The 20557-nt window shown below is 68.0% G+C and carries 14 protein-coding genes; 12 read left to right on the top strand and 2 right to left on the bottom strand.

The window, feature by feature from the left end; translation table 11 throughout:
* Positions 1 to 11: 11 nt before the first annotated feature.
* From pbpC to BPET_RS13400, 11 genes are all read left to right on the top strand, one after another.
* Positions 12 to 2114, top strand: a complete 2103-nt coding sequence (pbpC, locus tag BPET_RS13450; protein ID WP_041863946.1) for a penicillin-binding protein 1C — start codon at positions 12 to 14, stop codon at positions 2112 to 2114.
* A 38-nt stretch (positions 2115 to 2152) separates the two neighbouring features.
* A complete protein-coding gene (clpA, locus tag BPET_RS13445; RefSeq protein WP_012249568.1) occupies positions 2153 to 4480 on the top strand; it encodes an ATP-dependent Clp protease ATP-binding subunit ClpA in 2328 nt (775 codons plus the stop codon).
* A gap of 9 nt (positions 4481 to 4489) precedes the next feature.
* On the top strand, positions 4490 to 5800 hold the full coding sequence (locus tag BPET_RS13440) for a paraquat-inducible protein A (protein WP_012249567.1): 1311 nt from the start codon (positions 4490 to 4492) through the stop codon (positions 5798 to 5800).
* Positions 5801 to 5821: 21 nt separating this feature from the next.
* Positions 5822 to 7474, top strand: coding sequence for a PqiB family protein (locus BPET_RS13435; protein ID WP_012249566.1), 1653 nt, complete (start codon positions 5822 to 5824; stop codon positions 7472 to 7474).
* Between the two features lie 3 nt (positions 7475 to 7477).
* Positions 7478 to 8131: a PqiC family protein gene (locus BPET_RS13430; protein WP_012249565.1), complete on the top strand. Its 654-nt coding sequence runs from the start codon at positions 7478 to 7480 to the stop codon at positions 8129 to 8131.
* Positions 8132 to 8284: 153 nt separating this feature from the next.
* Positions 8285 to 12094, top strand: a complete 3810-nt coding sequence (gene putA / locus BPET_RS13425) for a trifunctional transcriptional regulator/proline dehydrogenase/L-glutamate gamma-semialdehyde dehydrogenase (protein WP_012249564.1) — start codon at positions 8285 to 8287, stop codon at positions 12092 to 12094.
* 237 nt (positions 12095 to 12331) lie between these two features.
* Positions 12332 to 13477, top strand: a complete 1146-nt coding sequence (locus BPET_RS13420; RefSeq protein WP_012249563.1) for a branched-chain amino acid ABC transporter substrate-binding protein — start codon at positions 12332 to 12334, stop codon at positions 13475 to 13477.
* Between the two features lie 114 nt (positions 13478 to 13591).
* Complete coding sequence (locus tag BPET_RS13415; RefSeq protein ID WP_012249562.1) at positions 13592 to 14521, top strand: branched-chain amino acid ABC transporter permease; 930 nt, start codon at positions 13592 to 13594, stop codon at positions 14519 to 14521.
* Entirely contained in the window at positions 14518 to 15603 is a 1086-nt protein-coding gene (locus BPET_RS13410; RefSeq protein ID WP_012249561.1) for an ABC transporter permease subunit, read from the top strand. Before BPET_RS13415 ends, BPET_RS13410 begins: the two co-directional genes overlap by 4 nt.
* Entirely contained in the window at positions 15600 to 16406 is an 807-nt protein-coding gene (locus tag BPET_RS13405; RefSeq protein ID WP_012249560.1) for an ABC transporter ATP-binding protein, read from the top strand. Before BPET_RS13410 ends, BPET_RS13405 begins: the two co-directional genes overlap by 4 nt.
* Positions 16403 to 17140, top strand: a complete 738-nt coding sequence (locus tag BPET_RS13400) for an ABC transporter ATP-binding protein (protein WP_012249559.1) — start codon at positions 16403 to 16405, stop codon at positions 17138 to 17140. Before BPET_RS13405 ends, BPET_RS13400 begins: the two co-directional genes overlap by 4 nt.
* Positions 17141 to 17185: 45 nt before the next feature.
* Here the strand turns inward: BPET_RS13400 and BPET_RS13395 are convergent, their stop codons facing one another.
* Positions 17186 to 18478, bottom strand: a complete 1293-nt coding sequence (locus BPET_RS13395; RefSeq protein ID WP_012249558.1) for an MFS transporter — start codon at positions 18476 to 18478, stop codon at positions 17186 to 17188.
* 93 nt (positions 18479 to 18571) lie between these two features.
* Here BPET_RS13395 and BPET_RS13390 point away from each other — a divergent pair, with 93 nt between their 5' ends.
* Positions 18572 to 19216, top strand: coding sequence for a TetR/AcrR family transcriptional regulator (locus BPET_RS13390; protein WP_012249557.1), 645 nt, complete (start codon positions 18572 to 18574; stop codon positions 19214 to 19216).
* An 83-nt stretch (positions 19217 to 19299) separates the two neighbouring features.
* Here the strand turns inward: BPET_RS13390 and amt are convergent, their stop codons facing one another.
* Positions 19300 to 20538, bottom strand: a complete 1239-nt coding sequence (gene amt, locus BPET_RS13385; protein ID WP_012249556.1) for an ammonium transporter — start codon at positions 20536 to 20538, stop codon at positions 19300 to 19302.
* Between the last annotated feature and the right edge of the window lie 19 nt (positions 20539 to 20557).

The following is a 20557-nucleotide window of genomic DNA, read 5'->3' as shown; positions in this document are numbered from 1 at the left end:
GCCTGCTGGCCATGGGGGCGGCGGCGCTGCTCGCGCTCGACCGCCTGTTTCCCTTGCCCGCCATCGACGGCGGCGGGGCGGCGGTGGTGGTGGCGGCCGACGGCACGCCGCTGCGCGCCTATCCCAGCCGCGACGGCATGTGGCGCTATCCGGTTGCGCCCGGCGAGGTGGCGCCTGCTTACCTGCAAACCCTGCTGGGCTACGAAGACCGCTGGTTCTACTGGCATCCGGGGGTGAATCCGGTGGCGTTGGCGCGCGCGGGCTGGCAATGGCTGGCGCACGGGCGCATCGTATCGGGCGGCTCGACCCTGACGATGCAGGTGGCCCGCCTGGTCGATACGCGACTGGCTGCCCAGCCCTCGCGGTCGCTGGCCGCCAAGCTGCGCCAGATCGCCCGCGCGCTGCAGCTCGAATGGCACTATGGCAAGGACGAGATCCTGGCCATGTACCTGACGCACGCGCCCATGGGCGGCATTGTCGAGGGCGTGGAAATGGGCGCGCGCCTGTGGCTGGGCAAGTCCGCCCGCGATCTCAGCCCGGCCGAGGCAGCCTTGCTGACCGCCTTGCCGCAGGCTCCGTCGCGCCTGCGTCCCGACCGCCACCCCCGGGCGGCCCAGGCAGCACGCGACAAGGTGCTCGACCGCATGACGGCGCGCGGCTGGGGCGCCGCCGCCGTGGCCGACGCCAAGATCGAGACCGTGGTGGCGCCGCCGTTGCGGGCGCACTGGCTGGCCCCGCTGGCGGCCCGGCGCCTGCTGGCCGGCCAGCAAAGCGCCGGCCGGCGGCCGGCCATCGTGGCGTCGACGCTCGACGCCAACATCCAGGCCACCGCCGAGCGCATGCTGCTCGACCGGGTCGATGCCTTGCCGCCGAAGGTATCGATGGCCGTGCTGGTCATGGACAACGATACGCTGGCCGTCAAGGCCTATGCGGGCTCGGCCGATTTCTCGGACGACAGCCGCTACTCGCACGTGGATATGGTGCGCGGGGTGCGCTCCCCGGGTTCGACCTTGAAGCCGTTCCTGTACGCGCAGGCGCTGGACGAGGGGCTGGTGCATTCCGAAAGCCTGCTGCTGGACGCGCCGCTGTCGTTCGGCGGCTATGCCCCGGGGAACTTCCAGGCGGCGTTCTCGGGTCCGGTAAGCGTGGCGCAGGCGCTGCAGCGCTCGCTGAACGTGCCCGCGGTCGACCTGCTTGACCGCGTCGGGCCGTCGCGCTTTGCCTCGATGCTGCTGGCCGGCGGCGTGCGCCTGCGCATGCCGGACGGCGCCGTGCCCAACCTGAGCTTGATTTTGGGCGGGGCCGGCACCACATTAGAAGAACTGGTCGGCGCCTATCGGGCGCTGGCGCGCGGGGGGCTGGCCGGGCGGCCGCGCCTGGCGCCGGGACAGCCACGGGTCGAGTCCCGTATGATGAGCCCTGGGGCGGCCTGGATCGTGCGCGATATTCTCGAAGGCGGCGGCCACCCCGACCGGCCCCTGCTGCAGGCCGGCCGACAACTGGCCTGGAAAACCGGCACCAGTTTCGGCTTTCGCGATGCCTGGGCGGTGGGTGTTACCGACGCCTGGACCATCGGCGTGTGGGTGGGGCGGCCCGACGGCACGCCTAATCCGGGTTTTTTTGGCGCCAATGTGGCTGCGCCGTTGCTGCGCGACATCGCCGCGGTGCTGCCTGCCGGCGCCGCGCTTCGCGCGCCGCGGCCGGCCAGCGTGCGGCCCGTGGTCACCTGCTGGCCGGGCGGCTGGCGGCAGGGCAGCGCGCAGGCCGGGTCGTGCGCCCAGCCGCGCGCGGCCTGGGCGCTGGACGACACGGTGCCGCCCAGCTTCGCCGGCTATGCTGACGCAGCCAGCGGCCCGCTGCGCGTGCAGGGGGTCGCCGACGGATCGGTGTTGCGGCCGGTGCCGGGTCGGCAAGAGGTAGTACTGGATGTAAACGTGCAGGGCGCGCGCGGCCAGGTGTGGTGGATGCTCGACGGGCGCGTGCGCGAGCGCGGCCCGGCGCCGGCGCCGCTGACACTGTCGATGGTGCACAATGGCCGCTATACCCTGACCGCCATGGATGAACAAGGCCGTTACGACCGTGTGGTTTTTGAAATCGCTGGCGTTACGCCCTGATCAGCTTAGAATATGAATCGTGTATTTCGACCGCTTCGATGCGTTACGGAGGAAGCGTGATTTCCCAAGAGCTTGAAGTCAGCCTGCATATGGCTTTTGTCGAGGCCCGTTCGGCTCGCCATGAATTCATTACCGTCGAGCATCTGCTCCTGTCGCTGCTCGACAACGCGTCGGCGGTGGAAGTCCTGCGCGCCTGCGCTGCCAATCTGGATGACTTGCGCCGTAATCTGCGTCAGTTCGTGTCCGAGAACACGCCGGTCATTCCCACGGGGGCCGAGGTCGACACCCAGCCCACCCTGGGTTTCCAGCGGGTGATCCAGCGCGCCATCATGCACGTTTCGGCGGGCGGCACCGGCAAGAAGCCGGTTACCGGCGCGAACGTGCTGGTGGCCATTTTCGGCGAAAAAGACTCGCACGCGGTGTACTACCTGCAGCAGCAGGGCGTCACGCGCCTGGACGTGGTCAATTTCCTGTCGCACGGCATCACCAAGCAGCCGCAGGAAGAATCCGCGGCGGCCCCCAAAGAGCAGCCTGGCCTCGAAGAACCGTCCGAGTCGCGCCAGTCGCCGCTCGACCAGTACGCCAACGACCTGAACGCGGCGGCCCTGGCCGGCCGCATCGATCCGCTCATCGGCCGCGAGCATGAAGTCGAGCGCGTCATCCAGGTGCTGTGCCGGCGCCGCAAGAACAACCCGCTGCTGGTGGGCGAGGCCGGCGTGGGCAAGACCGCCATCGCCGAAGGCCTGGCCTGGCGCATCACGCGCGGCGAAGTGCCCGAAATCCTGCAGGGCGCGCACGTCTACGCGCTCGACATGGGCGCGCTGCTGGCGGGCACCAAGTACCGGGGCGATTTCGAACAGCGCCTGAAGGGCGTGCTCAAGCAGATCCGCGGCAATCCCGACGCCATCCTGTTCATCGACGAAATCCATACCCTCATCGGCGCGGGCTCGGCCTCGGGCGGCACGCTCGATGCATCCAACCTGCTCAAGCCGGCGCTGTCGTCCGGGCAGCTCAAGTGCATCGGCGCCACCACCTACACCGAGTTCCGCGGGGTCTTCGAAAAAGACCACGCGCTGTCGCGCCGCTTCCAGAAAATCGATGTCTCCGAACCCAGCGTCGAGCAGACGGTGCAGATTCTGCGCGGCCTGAAGAGCCGCTTCGAAGAACACCACAACGTGCGCTATTCGGCTGCCGCGCTCAGCGCAGCGGCCGAACTGTCGGCGCGCTATATCAACGATCGCCACCTGCCCGACAAGGCCATCGACGTCATCGACGAAGCGGGCGCCGCGCAGCGCCTGCTGCCGCGCTCGCGCCAGAAAAAGCTTATCGGCAAGATCGACATCGAGAACATCGTCTCGAAAATCGCGCGCATCCCGCCGCAGTCGGTGTCCAACGACGACCGCAGCAAGCTGGCCACGCTCGACCGCGACCTCAAGACCGTGGTGTTCGGCCAGGATACCGCCATCGAAGCCTTGTCAGCCGCCATCAAGATGGCGCGCTCCGGCCTGGGCAAGCCCGATCGTCCGATCGGCTCGTTCCTGTTCTCGGGGCCCACTGGCGTGGGCAAGACCGAAGTGGCGCGCCAGCTGGCTTTCATCATGGGCGTCGAGCTGCTGCGTTTCGACATGTCCGAATACATGGAACGCCATGCCGTGTCGCGCCTTATCGGCGCGCCGCCGGGGTACGTGGGCTTCGACCAGGGCGGCCTGCTCACCGAAGCCATCACCAAACAGCCGCATTGCGTGCTGCTGCTCGACGAAATCGAGAAAGCGCATCCCGATGTGTTCAACATCCTGCTGCAGGTGATGGACCACGGCACGCTCACCGACAACAACGGGCGCAAGGCCGATTTCCGCAACGTCATCATCATCATGACCACCAACGCGGGCGCGGAAACCCTCAACCGGCCGGCCATAGGTTTTTCCAACAGCCGGGTGGTGGGCGACGAAATGGCCGAAATCCGGCGCATGTTCACGCCGGAATTCCGCAACCGGCTCGACGCCATCATTCCGTTCGCGCCGCTGTCGCGCGAGATCATCCTGCGCGTGGTCGACAAGTTCCTGATGCAGCTCGAAGACCAATTGCACGAGCGCCGTGTCGAGGCCGTATTCACCGACGGGTTGCGCGAGCACCTGGCCAAAGAGGGCTTCGACCCGCTCATGGGCGCCCGGCCCATGCAGCGGCTCATCCAGGACACCATCCGCCGGGCGCTGGCCGACGAACTGCTGTTCGGCAAGCTGGCCGACGGCGGCACGGTCACGGTGGATCTCGACGAGGCCGGCAAGGTGCGGCTCAGCTTCGACGGCGCAGGCAAATCGCCGGGTTCTGGCGCGCCAGACAAGCAGGAAGTCGAGCTGGTCGACTAAGGCCCGGTTTTGGCCCGTGAGCCCCTGATCTCGTGCGAACACTGCGCCAGCATCTTCAGGCGCCACGAACTGCAGCGCGGCGAGACCGCGACTTGCTCGCGCTGCGGCACCATCCTGTGGCGCTATAGCGGCCTCAGCGTGTCGGGCTGGCTGGCGCTCACGCTGACCGCGCTGATCGTATTCGTGGTGGCCAACGGCTATCCGGTCGTTTCCATGTCGGTGCGCGGCCTGGTCCGCGATGCCTCGCTGCTCGACGCGGTCGCCATGACCTGGCAGCAGGGCTACGTCATGACCGCCACCATGACCGGCCTGGCCGGCTTCGGCCTGCCGCTGTTGCAGTTGTGCCTGCTGGCGTGGGTGCTGTGGCCGTTGACCCGCGGCCGCGAACCCCGCGGCTTGCGGCCGGCCATGCGCTTGCTGGGCATGCTGCGGCCATGGTGCATGGTGCCGGTGTTCCTGCTGGGAGTGGTGGTGGCCGTGGTCAAGCTGGCCGGCATGGCCCGGGTCGGGCCCGAGCCCGGCCTGTATGCCTTTGCGGTCCTGACGGTGCTGCTGACTATGCTTTCCCGTCTGTCGCCGCACGCGATATGGCGCTATGCCGAGGAAAGCGGCGTGGCGCCGGTGCATGTGCCGCGCGCGCAACCGGGCCAGCTATTGGCCGGCTGTCATGTCTGCGGCCAGGTGCAGGCGCTGGCCGCCCATGACCACGACGGACCGGCGCCGCGCTGCATGCGCTGCCGGGCGGTGCTGCACTACCGCAAACCCGACAGCCTGGCCCGCACCTGGGCGCTGCTGCTGGCCGCGGCCGTGTTGTACGTGCCCGCCAATGTGCTGCCCATCATGAACATCAATTCGCTGTTCTTCGGCGACAGCGGCCATACCATCCTGGGCGGCGTGGTCGAGCTCTGGCATACGGGCTCATGGGACATCGCCCTGATCGTGTTCGTGGCCAGTATCGTGGTGCCGCTCACCAAGATTCTCGCGCTGGTGGTGCTGGCCATCGCCGTGCAGCTGCGCAGCCAGCTCAACCTGCGCCAGCGCACCCGGCTGTACGAACTGGTGGAGTTCATCGGGCAATGGTCGATGCTCGACGTCTTCGTCGTGATATTGTTGTCAGCCCTGGCGCATTTCCAGGGCCTGTTCGAAATCTCGGCCGGCCCGGCGGCCGGTGCGTTCGGCCTGGTGGTCATCCTGACCATGCTCGCGGCCATGAGCTTCGATCCGCGCACTGCCTGGGACCAGGCGCCGCGCGGCGAGGCCGGCGCCGACCGGCCCGCGGGGGGCGACATGCCCGCGGCGCCCGGGCAAAATACGGCATAGCCTCGCACATCCACACTCTATATGGCCGAGCAGACACCTCCACCTTCCAGCAACGGCGTCGACGCCCCGGAAGTCACCCGCAAGAAGCAGCGGCGCATTTCCTGGATATGGCTGGTGCCCATCGTGGCCTTGCTGGCCGGCCTGTCGCTGGTGGTTCGCACCTGGATGCAAACCGGTCCGGAAATCTCCATCCAGTTCAACACCGCCGAGGGCATCGAGGTCGGCAAGACCCAGGTGCGCTACAAAGACGTGGTAGTGGGCACGGTGCACAGCATTCGCTTCAACGACGACCGCTCCAAGGTCATCGTGCAGGCGGAGCTCGTCAAAGACGCCGCCGGCCTGGCCACCGAGGGCACCAACTTCTGGGTGGTACGGCCGCGGCTGGGCATCAGCGGCGTGTCGGGCCTGGGCACGCTGCTTTCCGGCGCCTACATTGGCGTGGATGCGGTCGATGGGGCAGGGGCCGCGACCAGCGCCACCAAGTTCGAGTTCGTGGGCCTGGAAACGCCGCCGCCCGTCACGCACGACCGCGACGGCAAGCGCTTCGTCCTGAAGGCCCATGACCTGGGGTCGCTGGACATCGGCTCGCCGGTTTACTTTCGCCGCATCAATGTCGGCCGGGTCATCGGCTACGAGCTCGACGAAAGCGGCAACGCCGTCAATGTCGAAGTCTTCATCGATTCTCCCAACGACAAATTCGTGACGCGCGGCGCGCGCTTCTGGAATGCCAGCGGCGTCGACCTGTCGGTCGACGGCAACGGGCTGAAGCTGCATACCCAGTCTCTGGTGTCGCTCGCGCTGGGCGGGGTCGCGTTCGCGCCGATCAACCTCAACGATTCGGGCGCCGCCGAGGCCGGCAGCGAGTTCCAGCTGTATGCCAGCGAGACCGACGCCAAGGCGAACCCCGATGGCGACCCCGTGCCTATCCGCATGCGTTTCGACCAGTCGGTGCGCGGCCTGAGCGTGGGCGCCACGATCGACTTCCAGGGCATCGCGCTGGGTGAAGTCACGCGCATCACCGTCGACTTCGATTCCAACAAGAAACGCTTCTTCGCCATGGTCGATGCGTCGCTGTATCCCGAACGCCTGGGATCGGTCTACGACCGGGTGCACGAGCGCGCCCTCGAGTCTGGCGACGACACCGAAGGCAAGCTGCTGGCCTCCATGATCAAGCACGGCCTGCGCGCACAGTTGCGTACCGCCAACCTGCTGACCGGCCAGCTCTACATCGTGCTGGCGCATTTCCCCAAGGCCGATCCGGTCGAGTTCCACATTACCGATCCGGTCGTCATCCCCACTATCCCGGGCAACCTGGAACAACTGCAGCAGCAGATCACCAACATCGTCGACCGTATCGACAAGATCCCGTTCGACCAGATCGGCCGCGATCTGCGCACGACCCTGTCGAGCACCTCCAGGCTGATGTCCAGCCTGGACAAGACGCTGGCGCCCGAAGCGCGCGAAACCCTGCGTGCCGCGCGCAAGTCGATCGACAACATCAACCAGTTGCTGGCCAACGACGCGGCGCTGCCGGCCAATGCCGAGCGCGCCATGCAAGAGCTGGCCCGGGCCGCCCGTTCGCTGCGCACCCTGGCCGATTACCTGCAGGCCAATCCAGAAGCCCTGATTCGCGGTCGCGGTGATGATCCGCTGCCCGGCGCTACCAGGAACTGACCCATGTCCTTTTCCCGATACCTCCGGCTTTCACTGTCCGCGCTGGCCCTGGCGGCCGCGCTGGCCGGCTGCGCCATGTCGCCGCCGGCGCGCTTCTACACGCTGCAACCGGCTCCTCAGGCGGCGCCGGCCGCCGCGCAGCGGGCCGCCTTCCAGATCGAGGTGGCTCCCGTGTCGGTGCCCCTGCAGGCCGACCAGCCGCAGATCATGCTGGCCAAGTCCGAGGGCGACGGAGCGCTGACGCCGCTGTATTCGCATCGCTGGGCAGCGCCGTTGTCCGACGAGATCGGCGCCGCGCTATCCGATGGCCTGACGCATGCCCTGGGCGCGCTCGATGTCCAGGCCCTGCAACCGGCCGAGGACACGCCGGTGTGGCGCGTACAGGTCGACGTGCAGCGCTTCGACATGGTGTCGGGCGGGCCGGCGCGGCTGGACGCCACCTGGCGCGTGCGGCCCATCAAACTCAAGGGCGCCCGGGCCCTGATTTGCCGCGCCACGGTGCAGATGCCAGCCGATGGCCTGGGCATCCCGGCCCTGGTGCAGGCCCAGCAGCAGGCGGTGGCGCTGTTGGCGCAGACCATCGCCTCGGCGATCGACTCGGGTGGCGCGCGCGCCACGCCGGCCGGCCCCCAGATCCAGCTCTGGGGTTGCACCTGATAAGGGTGTGTTTGCAGGGGTAAACCCTTAAAGGTTAACCATAATTCAAAGTGGGTTGCATCTTCCTTAGTATCCGGGTTTGACCGGAATCGGCAAGGCGCGGCCCGGCTGGGCCGTGGGTATTGCCGCATAAGCTGAGGAACCGAATTCATCATGGCCAGCACCACACTGGGCGTCAAGGTGGATGACACCTTGCGCGACCGCCTGAAGGCCGCCGCGCGGAAACTGAGCTGCACCCCGCACTGGCTGCATAAGCAGGCGCTCCTGGCGTACCTCGACAAGATCGAACGCGGCCAGTTGCCAGCGGAAATCACCCATCTGTCGCAAGACGAAGCCGACCTCGAAGACGCCGACACGGGCGCGCAGCCCGCCACGCCGCCGTTCTTCGAGTTCGGCCAGGACGTGCAGCCCCAGTCGGTGCTGCGCGCGGCCATCACGGCGGCGTATCGCCGCCCCGAGCCGGAATGCGTGCCGTTGTTGCTGGGCCAGGCGCGCATGCCCCATACCGAGAAGATCCACGCCATGGCCTCGCGCCTGGTGCAGGCGCTGCGCGACAAGCGCGGCGGCGGCGGGGTAGAGGGGCTGATCCAGGAATTCTCGCTGTCCAGCCAGGAAGGCGTCGCGCTGATGTGCCTGGCCGAGGCGTTGCTGCGCATTCCCGACCGCGCCACGCGCGACGCGCTGATCCGCGACAAGATCTCGCGCGGCGACTGGCGCGCGCACATGGGCGGTTCGCAATCGCTGTTTGTGAATGCGGCCACCTGGGGCCTGATGCTGACCGGCAAGCTGGTGGCGGTCAATAGCGAGCAGTCGCTGTCCAAGGCGCTGACGCGCCTGATCGGCAAGGGCGGCGAGCCGCTGGTGCGCAGGGGCGTCAATCTGGCCATGCGCATGATGGGCGAGCAGTTCGTGTCAGGCCAGACCATTTCCGAGGCGCTGGCCAACAACCGCAAGCTCGAGGCCAAGGGCTTTCGCTATTCGTACGACATGCTGGGCGAGGCGGCCACCACGAGCGAAGACGCCGACCGCTATTACGCATCGTACGAGCAGGCCATCCATGCCATCGGCAAGGCGGCGGCGGGCCGCGGCATCTACGAAGGCCCAGGTATTTCCATCAAGCTGTCGGCCCTGCATCCCACGTACTCGCGCGCACAGCGCGAGCGCGTCATGGAAGAGCTGCTGCCGCGCGTCAAGGCGCTGACCGTTCTTGCGCGCAGCTACGACATAGGTCTGAACATCGACGCCGAAGAAGCCGACCGCCTGGAAATCTCGCTCGACCTGCTCGAAGCGCTGTGCCTGGCGCCCGAGCTGGACGGCTGGAACGGCATCGGCTTCGTGGTGCAAGCCTACCAGAAGCGCGCGCCCTTCGTGATCGATTACGTGATCGACCTGGCGCGGCGCACCCGCCATCGCATCATGGTGCGCCTGGTCAAGGGCGCCTACTGGGACAGCGAAATCAAGCAGGCCCAGGTCGACGGGCTGGAGGGCTACCCGGTCTATACCCGCAAGGTCTACACCGACGTGGCATACCTGGCCTGCGCGCGCAAGCTGCTGGGCGCGCCCGAGGCGGTGTATCCGCAGTTCGCCACGCACAACGCCTACACCCTGGCGGCCGTGTACCACCTGGCGGGCCAGAACTACTATCCCGGCCAATACGAGTTCCAGTGCCTGCACGGCATGGGCGAGCCGCTGTACGAAGAAGTGGTCGGGCCGGTGGCGCAGAACAAGCTGAACCGCCCGTGCCGCATCTATGCGCCCGTGGGCACCCACGAGACGCTGCTGGCCTACCTGGTGCGCCGCCTGCTCGAAAATGGCGCCAACACTTCGTTTGTGAACCTGATCGGCGACGAGAGCATCCCGGTGGACGAACTGGTGGCCGATCCGGTCGAGGTGGCCTCGCGGATTTCGCCGCTGGGCGCTCCGCACGAGAAAATTCCCTTGCCGCGCGACCTGTACGGCCCGCCCGGCAGCGGCGCGCGGCTGAACTCCGCCGGCCTGGACCTCACCAACGAGCATCGGCTGGGGTCGCTTGCGGCGGCCTTGCTGGCCAGCGCGGCCACGCCCTGGCGGGCCGCGCCGATGCTGGGCGACGATGCCGTGGCCTGGGATGCCGGGCGCGCCGTGGACGTGCGAAACCCGGCCGACCATCGCGACGTGGTGGGGCAGGTGGTCGAGGCCCGGCCCGATGAGGTCGATGCCGCCCTGCAGGTGGCCGACAACGCCGCGCCGATCTGGCAGTCCACGCCGGTGGCCGAACGCGCCCAGTGCCTGCGCCGCGCCGCGCAGCTGCTGGAAGAGGGCATGCAGCCGCTGCTGGGCCTGATCGTGCGCGAGGCGGGCAAGTCGCTGCCCAACGCCATTGCCGAAGTGCGCGAAGCGGTCGATTTCCTGCGCTATTACGCCGAGCAGGCCGAGCGCGAGTTCGACAACGACACGCACCGGCCGCTGGGCACGGTGCTGTGCATCAGCCCCTGGAATTTCCCGCTGGCCATTTTCACGGGTCAGGTCGCCGCCGCGCTGGTGGCGGGCAACACGGTAATCGCCAAGCCGGCCGAGCAAACCTGCCTGATCGCCGCGCAGGCGGTGCAGGCGCTGCGCGCGGCCGGCGTGCCTGCCGGCGCGGTGCAGTTGCTGCCGGGCCGCGGCGAGACGGTCGGCGCGCAGCTGGTGGCCAGCCCGGCGATCGATGGCGTCATGTTCACCGGCTCTACCGACGTGGCGCGCCTGATCGCCCGCACCCTGGCCGGCCGGCTGGACGACCGCGGCCATACTATTCCGCTGATCGCCGAGACGGGCGGGCAGAACGCCATGGTGGTCGACTCCTCGGCGCTGGCCGAGCAGGTGGTGTTCGACGTGCTGAATTCCGCCTACGACTCGGCCGGGCAGCGCTGTTCGGCGTTGCGCGTGCTGTGCCTGCAAGAAGACAGCGCCGACCATGTGTTGCACATGCTGCGCGGCGCCATGCGCGAACTGCGCGTGGGCAATCCCGACCAGCTGTCCACCGACGTGGGGCCGGTCATCGATGCCGAGGCGCGCGACAACATCCTGCGCCACATCGACGCCATGCGCGCGGCGGGGCACCGCGTCGACCAGGTCGAGCTCGGCAGCGGCTGCCGTCACGGCACCTTCGTGCCGCCCACCCTCATCGAGATCAGCAGCGTGAGCGAGCTGACGCGCGAAGTGTTCGGGCCGGTGCTGCACGTGCTGCGCTACCCGCGCGAAGCGCTGGACCAGGTGCTGGAGCAGATCAACGGCACGGGCTATGGCCTGACTTTCGGCGTGCACAGCCGCATTGACGAAACGATCGGCCGCGTCACGCAGCGCGTGCACGCCGGCAACATGTACGTCAACCGCAACATCGTCGGCGCGGTGGTGGGCGTGCAGCCCTTCGGTGGCGAATGCCTGTCCGGCACCGGCCCCAAGGCGGGCGGGCCGCTGTACATGTACCGCCTGCTGGCCACGCGGCCGGCGGGCCTGCCGCCGGGCGTCGATGGCGCCGGCCCGCTGCCGCGCGTGCTGACGCTGCCCGGCCCGACCGGCGAGCAGAACACCTACTGCCTGCAGGCGCGCGGCGCGGTGCTGTGCGTGGCGGCCACCGAGGCCGGAGCGCGGGCCCAATATGCCGCTGCCCAGGCTACCGGCAACGCGGCGCTGTTCCTGGATACGCCCGCCGCGCGAGCCTGGCATGCCGCGGCCGGCGGGCAGGTGTCGTTCCTGGCCGACGCCGAAGTGGACGACGCCACGTTCCATGGCGTGCTGTTCGAGGGCGACGGCGATGCGCTGCGCGCCTGGAACGAACGCATCGCCGCCCGCGAAGGCCCGATCCTGGGCGTGCAGGGGCTTACCTCTGACGCCCTGGCGGCAGGGGCGGCCTATGCGCTGGAGCAGTTGCTGGCGGAACGCTCGGTCAGCGTCAATACGGCGGCGGCCGGCGGCAACGCCAGCCTGATGTCGATCGGCTAGGGGGAACCGCCATGCAACCCTGGTATGCCTCGTTCAAGCACGGGTTATCTCCAATAGCACCCGGGGTTGCACCTGGCCGACAATCCGGTGCAACTTTTTCGGCGGCAACCGGCGCGAGCCGTTGCCGGATCATCATCCAGGTCCGTCCGGCGCTGCCGGACGGCCAATAAGAAAAGTCTCCCGCGCCACGAGCCGCGGCGGGCCTTTGTGCCACCCCATTCACACAGGAGGGTTCATATGAAATCCGCGTTTTCCCGCCCGGCCTTGCTGGCCGCACTGGCAGCAGCCTGCATGGCTGGCGCCGTTCACGCCGAAGACATCAAGTTCGGCTTCGCCGCGCCTCTGACCGGTCCGCAGTCGCACTATGGCGAAGATATGCAGAACGGGCTGACCCTGGCCCTGGAAGAGGCCAACAAGAAGGGCATCAAGATCGACGGCGAAACCGCCAAGTTCGTGCTGGTGTCGCGCGACGACCAGGCCGACCCGCGCACCGCCGTGCAGGTGGCGCAGCAGCTGGTCGATGAAGACGTCGACGGCATCCTGGGGCACTTCAATTCGGGCACCACGATTCCCGCCTCGCGCGTGTACAACGAAGCCGGCCTGCCGCAGATCGCCATGGCGACCTCGCCCGAATACACGAACCAGGGCTACGACACCACCTTCCGCATGATGACCAGCGACACCCAGCAGGGCGCCGCGGTGGGCAAGTTCATTGTCGAGAACCTGAAGGCCAAGAAGGTCGCCATCATCGATGACCGCACCGCCTACGGCCAGGGGCTGGCCGACGAGGTCGAGAAGGCGGTCAAGAAGGCGGGCGGCGAGATCGTGCGCCGCGAGTACACCACCGACAAGGCCAACGACTTCACGTCCATCCTGACCAACATCAAGGCTTCCGAGCCCGATGCCATCTTCTACGGCGGCCTCGACGCGCAATCCGGCCCCATGAAGCGGCAGCTGGTGCGGCTGGGCCTGAAGGCGCCGCTGGTGTCGGGAGAAATGACCCGCAGCGACACCTTCATCAAGCTGGCCGGCGACGCCGCCGACGGCACGTACGCCTCGCTGGCGGGCGTGCCGCTGGAAAAAATGGCGGCGGGCAAAGACTTCGCCCAGCGCTACGAGGCCCGCTTCAAGAAGGCTCCCGGCGTGTATGCGCCGTATGCCTACGATGGCGCCTGGAACATGATCACCGCCATCGAGCAGGCCGATTCGGCCGATCCGGCCGACTACCTGCCCAAGCTCGCCAAGCTCGAGCGCAAGGGCGCAACGAGCGACCACATTGCCTACGACGCCAAGGGCGACCTGAAAGAAATTTCGGTCACCATCTACGAAGTCAAGAACGGCAAGTGGGAAATGGTGGAAACCATGGTCAGCCAGGCCAACTGAGCCGGCCGGCAACGCGCGGGCGCCAGCGCCCGCGCCGCCTCCTGACCGCCGCGCGGCATCGCGCCCGCGCGGCGCGGTTTTTTCCTCTGTGAGCACCAGACAGGCTCGGCCCCTATGGACATCTTCATACAACAACTCATCAACGGCCTGACGCTGGGCAGCGTCTATGCGCTGGTCGCGCTGGGCTACACGATGGTGTACGGCATTATCGGGTTGATCAATTTTGCGCATGGCGACGTCGTCATGATCGGCGCCATGGCGGCCACCATGATCGCTTCGGCCATGGTGGGCGGCGATCCCACCGTATCGGCGTTCGCGGTGCTGGGCGCCGGGCTGCTGGTATCGGTGCCGCTGTGCATGGCGGTGGGCTGGACGGCCGAGCGCATGGCCTACCGCCCGCTGCGCCGCGCGCCGCGGCTGGCGGCGCTGATCACCGCCATCGGCGTTTCGATCATTCTGCAAAACCTGGCCATGATGGTCTGGGGCCGCAATTATCTGAACTTTCCCCAGGTGCTGGAGCCGCAGGTGTACGAACTGGCCGGCGCGCGCATGAGCTCGCTGCAGATGGCCATCGTGCTGATCGCCGCGCTGATCATGGGCGGGCTGCTGGCGGTGGTGCACAAGACCCGCCTGGGCACCGCCATGCGGGCCACCGCGCAGAACCGCGAGGTGGCGGGCCTGATGGGCGTGAACATCAATACCGTGATCTCGGCCGCGTTCCTGATCGGCTCGGCCCTGGCGGCCGTGGCAGGCATGATGGTCACCACCTATTACGGCGTGGCGCAGTACACCATGGGCTTCATGCTGGGCCTGAAGGCCTTCACGGCCGCGGTGCTGGGCGGCATCGGCAACCTGGTCGGGGCAATGGCCGGCGGCCTGCTGCTGGGCATCATCGAATCGCTGGGCGCCGGCTACATCGGCGATCTCACCGGCGGGTTCCTGGGCAGCCACTACCAGGACGTGTTCGCGTTCGTGGTGCTGGTGCTGGTGCTGATCTTCCGTCCGTCCGGGCTGTTGGGCGAACGCGTAGGAGACCGCGCATGAATACCGCCATCAAGAATCGCGGCCTGTCGCGCCGCAACCTGTTCGGCATCGTGCTGATTGGCGTGGCACTGGCCGTGCTGCCCTTCGCGCTGGGCCTGGCCGGGCAGAGCTGGGTGCGCATACTGAATTTCGCGCTGCTCTATGTAATGCTGGCGCTGGGCCTGAACATCGTGGTGGGCTTTGCCGGGCTGCTGGACCTGGGCTACATCGCTTTCTATGCGGTAGGCGCCTACGCATGGGCGCTGCTGGCGTCGCCGCACTTCGGCCTGCACCTGCCGTTCTGGGCCATCCTGCCGATCAGCCTGGGGCTGGCCTGCGTGTTCGGCGTGTTGCTGGGCGCGCCCACGCTGAAGCTGCGCGGCGACTACCTGGCCATCGTCACGCTGGGCTTCGGCGAGATCATCCGCATATTCCTCAACAACCTGAATGCGCCGGTCAACATCACGAACGGTCCGCAGGGCATCAACCGCATCGACGGGTTCAAGGTCGGCGAGTTCATGTTCGGCCGCACCGAGACCCTGCTGGGCCTGCGCGTGACCGGTCCCGAAAAGTACTACTACCTGCTGCTGGGCATCACGCTGCTGATCGTGCTGGTCTGCGTGCGCCTGCAAAACTCGCGCATCGGGCGCGCCTGGGAGGCGATCCGCGAAGACGAGATCGCGGCCAAGGCCATGGGCATCAACACCCGCAACGTGAAGCTGCTGGCGTTCGCCATGGGCGCGTCGTTCGGCGGCGTGGCGGGCGCGCTGTTCGCCGCCATGCAGGGTTTCGTCAGCCCCGAGAGCTTCAGCCTGACCGAATCCATCTCGGTGCTGTGCATGGTGGTGTTGGGCGGCATGGGCAATATCCCCGGCGTGATCCTGGGCGCCATTCTGCTGGCGGCATTGCCCGAGTTCCTGCGCGCGACCGTCGAACCGCTGCAACGCCTGGTGTTTGGCGAAGTGGTGCTCGATCCCGAGGGCATCCGCATGTTGCTGTTCGGCCTGGCAATGGTGTGCGTGATGCTGTTCCGCCCGGCGGGGCTGTGGCCGTCGGCGGTGCGCAAGCGCGAACTGGCGGGCGCCGCGGGAGGCCAGGCATGAGCATCATTCTTCAAGCAGAAGGCCTCGGCAAGCGGTTTGGCGGCCTGCGGGCGCTGTCCGACGTCAGCTTCGATATCCGCGCCGGCGAAATCTACGGGCTGATCGGCCCCAACGGCGCGGGCAAGACCACGCTGTTCAACGTGCTGACCGGCCTGTACATCCCGGAAGAAGGGCGCTGCACCTTCGCCGGCGCGCCGCTCACCGGCCTGAAGCCGCATCAGGTGGCGCAGGCCGGGTTGGCCCGCACGTTCCAGAACATCCGGCTGTTCGCCAACCTGAGCGCCATCGAGAACGTCATGATCGGCCGCCATTTGCGCACCCGCGCGGGCGTGCTGGGCGCGGTGCTGCGCACGCCGGCCGCGCGCGCCGAAGAGGCCGCCATCGAGCGCCGCGCGCACGAGCTGCTCGACTACGTGGGTATAGGCGCGCGCGCCAACGACGTGGCCCGTTCGCTGTCGTATGGCGACCAGCGGCGCCTGGAAATCGCCCGCGCGCTGGCCACCGAGCCCAAGCTGCTGGCGCTGGACGAGCCCGCCGCGGGCATGAACGCCTCGGAAACCGTCGTGTTGCGCCAGCTCATCGAAAAGATCCGCGCCGACGGCATTACGGTGCTGCTGATCGAACACGACATGAAACTGGTCATGGGGCTGTGCGACCGTGTGCTGGTGCTGGAGTACGGCAAGGTGCTGGCGATGGGCAAGCCGGCCCAGGTGCAGCGCGATCCCAAAGTGATCGAGGCCTACCTGGGCGCGGGCGCGGCCCACGACACCCCCGCGCATTCATCGGAGCAAGCGTCATCATGAGCGCATCCCAACCCTTACTGGAACTGCGCGGGCTCGAAGTGGCCTACGGCGGCATCCGCGCGGTGCGCGGCATCGACCTGCGGGTCGACAGCGGCGAACTGGTCTGCCTGATCGGCGCCAACGGCGCCGGCAAAAGCACGACGCTGCGGGCCATCTGCGGCCTGGTGCCGCTGGCCGGCGGCGACATCGTCTATGACGGGCAGTCCATCAACGGTCGCAAGTCGTTCGAGCTGGTGCGGCGCGGCCTGGTCATGGTGCCTGAAGGCCGCGGCATCTTCGGCCAGCTGACCATCGAAGAAAACCTGGCCATGGGCGCCTATGTGCGGCGCGATGCCGCCCAGGTGCGCCAGGATACCGAACGCGTGTTCACGCTGTTTCCGCGCCTGGCCGAGCGGCGCAAGCAGGCCGCCGGTACCCTGTCGGGCGGCGAACAGCAGATGGTGGCGATGGGCCGGGCGATGATCGCACGGCCCAAGTTGCTGCTGCTCGACGAGCCGTCAATGGGCCTGGCGCCGCTGATGGTGGAGAAAGTGTTCGAAGTGGTGCGCGCCATCGCCGCCGAAGGCGTCACCATCCTGCTGATCGAGCAGAACGCCAAGCTGGCGCTCGAGCACAGCCATCGCGGCTACGTGATGGAGTCGGGCGAACTGACCTTGTCGGGGCCGGCGCGCGACCTGCTTACCGACCCCAAGGTGCGCGCCGCCTACCTGGGCGAAGTCGAAGACGCGGCTTGAAAGCAACGGGGCGCGCATGCGGCGCGCCCGCGTTGCGCGCGCGGCTCAGGCCGCGGCGGGGGCTGCCTGCACCGCCGGCTTGCGACGGATCAGCAGCGCGATCACCGCCGCCAGCAAGCCGGTGGCGCCCGCCAGCACGAAGGCCACCAGGTAGCTGCCCTGGGTCTCGCGCACATACCCGGCCATCCAGGCCGCGGTGGCGGCGCCCACCTGGTGGCCCGCGACGATCCAGCCGAACACGATGGGCGCGTTGCGGTCGCCGAATGCCTCGGTGGTCAGCCGCAAGGTGGGCGGCACGGTGGCGATCCAGTCCAGGCCGAAGAAAATCGCGAAGATGGACAAGCTGTAGAACGAGAAGTCGGAATAGGGCAGATACATCAGCGCCAGCCCGCGCAGGCCGTAGTACATGAACAGCAGCTTGCGCGGGTCGTAGCGGTCGGTCAGCCAGCCCGAGGCGGTGGTGCCGATCAGGTCGAAGATGCCCATGACGGCCAGCAGGCCTGCCGCGCGGACTTCAGGAATGCCGTGGTCGCCGCAAAGCGCGATCAGGTGCGTGCCCACCAGGCCATTGGTGGTGAAGCCGCACACAAAAAAGGTGGCGAACAGGAACCAGAACGTGCGCGTGCGAATGGCGCGGTTCAGCGTGCCGAACGTGGCCGCCAGCAAGCCGGTGCGCGGCGCCGGCGGGGGCGCCGGGGTGCCGGGCGGCGTGCCATAGGGCGCCAGGCCGACGCTGGCAGGGCGGTCGGGCACCAGCCACCAGGTCAGCGGCACCAGCGCCGCCGCGCCCGCGGCCACCGCCCATACCGCGCGGCGCCAGTCGCCCGATGAGGCCAGTGCCGCCAGGCCGGGCAGGAACAGCAGGGTGCCGGTGGCGGTGCTGGCGGTCAGCAGGCCCATCATCAGGCCGCGGCGCGTGGCGAACCAGCGGTTGACCACGGTTGCCCCCAGCACCACGGCCACGGCGCCCGAGCCAATGCCCGAGAACACGCCCCAGGTCAGCAACAGGTGCCAGGGCTCTGTCATGAAGCTGCTGGCGAAGGTCGACGCGGCCATCAGCGCCAGCGCGCCGATAAGCACGCGGCGCAGGCCGAAGCGCTCCATGGCGGCCGCGGCGAACGGGCCCACCAGCCCGTACAGGAAGATGCCGATTGCCGCCGAGAACGAAGTGGTGGCCCGGCTCCAGCCGAACGATTCTTCCAGGGGCACCAGCAGCACACTGGGGGTGGAGCGCAATCCGGCGGACACTAGCAGCGCCAGGAAAATCACGGCAACAACCACGAAGGCGTATGCCTGGCCGCTGCGCCGGAAGGGGCGGGGAAGCTGGGATATACTCATGTTACTGACCGGTACGTAAAAGGAACTCGTATGCTACGTACCGGTCAGTAACATCGTCAAGTGAAATTTTGATTCGATGTCAGGAGCACCGCCATGGCCCGCAAGACCCCTTCCACCGCCACGCCGCCCGTCCGGCCGGCCGTGCCGCCCAAGCTGGCGGCCGACCGCATCCGTGAAACCGCGCGCCGCATGTTCTACCAGGATGGCATCCGGGCCGTGGGGGTCGACGCGCTGGTGGCCGAAGCCGGCGTGACCAAGCCGAGCCTGTACCGCAGTTTCTCGTCCAAAGACGAACTGGCCGCGTCGTATCTGCGCGACTACGAGGCCGAGTTCTGGAGCAAGTTCGAGGCTGGCTGGCAGCAGCATCCCGACGATCCGCGCGCCGCGCTGATGGTGTACTTCGGGAGCCTGGCCCAGCGCGCCGCCAGCAGTGACGGCTACCGCGGCTGTGGGTTGACCAACGCGGCGGTGGAATACCCCGAGTCCGACCATCCGGCCCGCCTGGTGGCAGTGGAGCACAAGGCGCTATTGCGCGCGCGCATGGTAGAGCTGGCGCGCGCCATGGATGCCGACGACGCCGACATGCTGGCCGACGGTTTGCTGCTGCTGCTGGAAGGCGCGTTCGTGTCGGGCCAGCTGTTCGGCCGTGGCGGCCCGGCGCGCCATTTGCCCGAGGCCGCCGGCCGGCTGATCGACGCCAGCGTGCGGCGGCGCGCGGGCGGCAAGAAAAGCGCCTGAAGCGCAAGCCTGCCTGGATCCCGCAATGCACAAGCGCCCGGCACCCATCGGGTGCCAGGCGCTTGTTTGCCCTTGTAGCGCGATCAGCTGTGGTAGGCCGATTCGCCGTGGCTGGTCACATCCAGTCCTTCGCGTTCCTGGTCTTCCGGCACGCGCAGGCCGCACAGGGCGTTGGCGATCTTGTAGGCCACCCAGGCCACCACGCCCGACCACACGATGGTCAGCAGCACGCCTTCAAGCTGCACCCACACCTGGGCCAGGATCTCGCCCGCATCGGCCAGGCCCGGCCCGCCCAGCGCCTGGGCGTTGAACACGCCGGTCAGCAGGGCGCCGATGATGCCGCCCACGCCGTGCACGCCGAACACGTCCAGTGCGTCGTCGGCGCGCAGCAGCCGCTTCAGGCCGTTGACGCCCCATACGCACACGATGCCGGCCGCGACGCCGATGACCAGCGCGCCGCCGGGACCCACCAGGCCGGCGGCCGGAGTGATGCCGACCAGGCCGGCCACGGCGCCCGACGCAGCGCCCAGCATCGAGGGCTTACCCTTCAGCGCCCATTCGGTGAACAGCCAGGCCAGCACCGCGGCCGCGGTGGCGATCATGGTGTTGAAGAAGGCCAGGGTCGCGCCTTCGTTGGCGGCCAGCGCCGAACCCGCGTTAAAGCCGAACCAGCCGGTCCACAGCAGGGCGGCGCCGATGAAGGTCATGGGCAGGTTGTGCGGCTGCATGGCTTCGCGGCCGTAGCCCACGCGCTTGCCCACCACATAGGCGCCCACCAGGCCGGCCACGCCGGCGTTGATGTGCACCACCGTGCCGCCGGCGAAGTCCAGCGCGCCGCGCGCATTGAGCAGGCCGGGCGCCGTTTCCGAAGCGAACCAGACCATGTGGGCGATGGGAACGTAGGCGAACGTGAACCAGATCACCGTGAACACCAGCACCGCCGAAAAGCGCGCGCGCTCGGCGAAGCTGCCCACGATCAGCGCGCAGGTGATGCCCGCGAAAGTGGCCTGGAACGACGCGAACAGCAGTTCGGTCAACGAGCCGGACAGCGCGTACGAGCCGTCGGCCGGGGTGAACATGCCCGCGAAGAAGGCGCGCGACAGGCCGCCGAAGAAGGCGTTGCCTTCGGTGAACGCCAGCGAGTAGCCATAGATGAACCACAGCACCAGGCCCAGCGCGAAGGTGCACAGCACCTGCATCAGCACCGACAGCACGTTCTTGCTGCGCACCAGGCCGCCGTAGAACAGCGCCAGGCCCGGCACTGCCATCATCAGCACCAGCAGGGTGGAAACAAGCAACCAGGAGATATCCGCTTTATCCATTTTTCAAGCTCCAATGCAT

Source organism: Bordetella petrii (assembly GCF_000067205.1).
Lineage (GTDB): Bacteria > Pseudomonadota > Gammaproteobacteria > Burkholderiales > Burkholderiaceae_B > Bordetella_A > Bordetella_A petrii.
The sequence above is the reverse complement of the archived record's forward strand: the minus strand, read 5'-3'. Positions and strand labels throughout refer to the sequence as shown.

What these genes read in the sequence shown, in the direction of transcription:
- BPET_RS13410 (WP_012249561.1), top strand. Translation starts at nt 14,518, where the DNA reads ATGAATACCGCCATCAAGAATCGCGGCCTGTCGCGCCGCAACCTGTTC.
- BPET_RS13400 (WP_012249559.1), top strand. Translation starts at nt 16,403, where the DNA reads ATGAGCGCATCCCAACCCTTACTGGAACTGCGCGGGCTCGAAGTGGCC.
- BPET_RS13420 (WP_012249563.1), top strand. Translation starts at nt 12,332, where the DNA reads ATGAAATCCGCGTTTTCCCGCCCGGCCTTGCTGGCCGCACTGGCAGCA.
- BPET_RS13405 (WP_012249560.1), top strand. Translation starts at nt 15,600, where the DNA reads ATGAGCATCATTCTTCAAGCAGAAGGCCTCGGCAAGCGGTTTGGCGGC.
- BPET_RS13395 (WP_012249558.1), bottom strand. Translation starts at nt 18,478, where the DNA reads ATGAGTATATCCCAGCTTCCCCGCCCCTTCCGGCGCAGCGGCCAGGCA.
- clpA (WP_012249568.1), top strand. Translation starts at nt 2,153, where the DNA reads ATGCGTTACGGAGGAAGCGTGATTTCCCAAGAGCTTGAAGTCAGCCTG.
- BPET_RS13430 (WP_012249565.1), top strand. Translation starts at nt 7,478, where the DNA reads ATGTCCTTTTCCCGATACCTCCGGCTTTCACTGTCCGCGCTGGCCCTG.
- putA (WP_012249564.1), top strand. Translation starts at nt 8,285, where the DNA reads ATGGCCAGCACCACACTGGGCGTCAAGGTGGATGACACCTTGCGCGAC.
- BPET_RS13390 (WP_012249557.1), top strand. Translation starts at nt 18,572, where the DNA reads ATGGCCCGCAAGACCCCTTCCACCGCCACGCCGCCCGTCCGGCCGGCC.
- BPET_RS13415 (WP_012249562.1), top strand. Translation starts at nt 13,592, where the DNA reads ATGGACATCTTCATACAACAACTCATCAACGGCCTGACGCTGGGCAGC.
- amt (WP_012249556.1), bottom strand. Translation starts at nt 20,538, where the DNA reads ATGGATAAAGCGGATATCTCCTGGTTGCTTGTTTCCACCCTGCTGGTG.
- BPET_RS13435 (WP_012249566.1), top strand. Translation starts at nt 5,822, where the DNA reads ATGGCCGAGCAGACACCTCCACCTTCCAGCAACGGCGTCGACGCCCCG.
- pbpC (WP_041863946.1), top strand. Translation starts at nt 12, where the DNA reads ATGGGGGCGGCGGCGCTGCTCGCGCTCGACCGCCTGTTTCCCTTGCCC.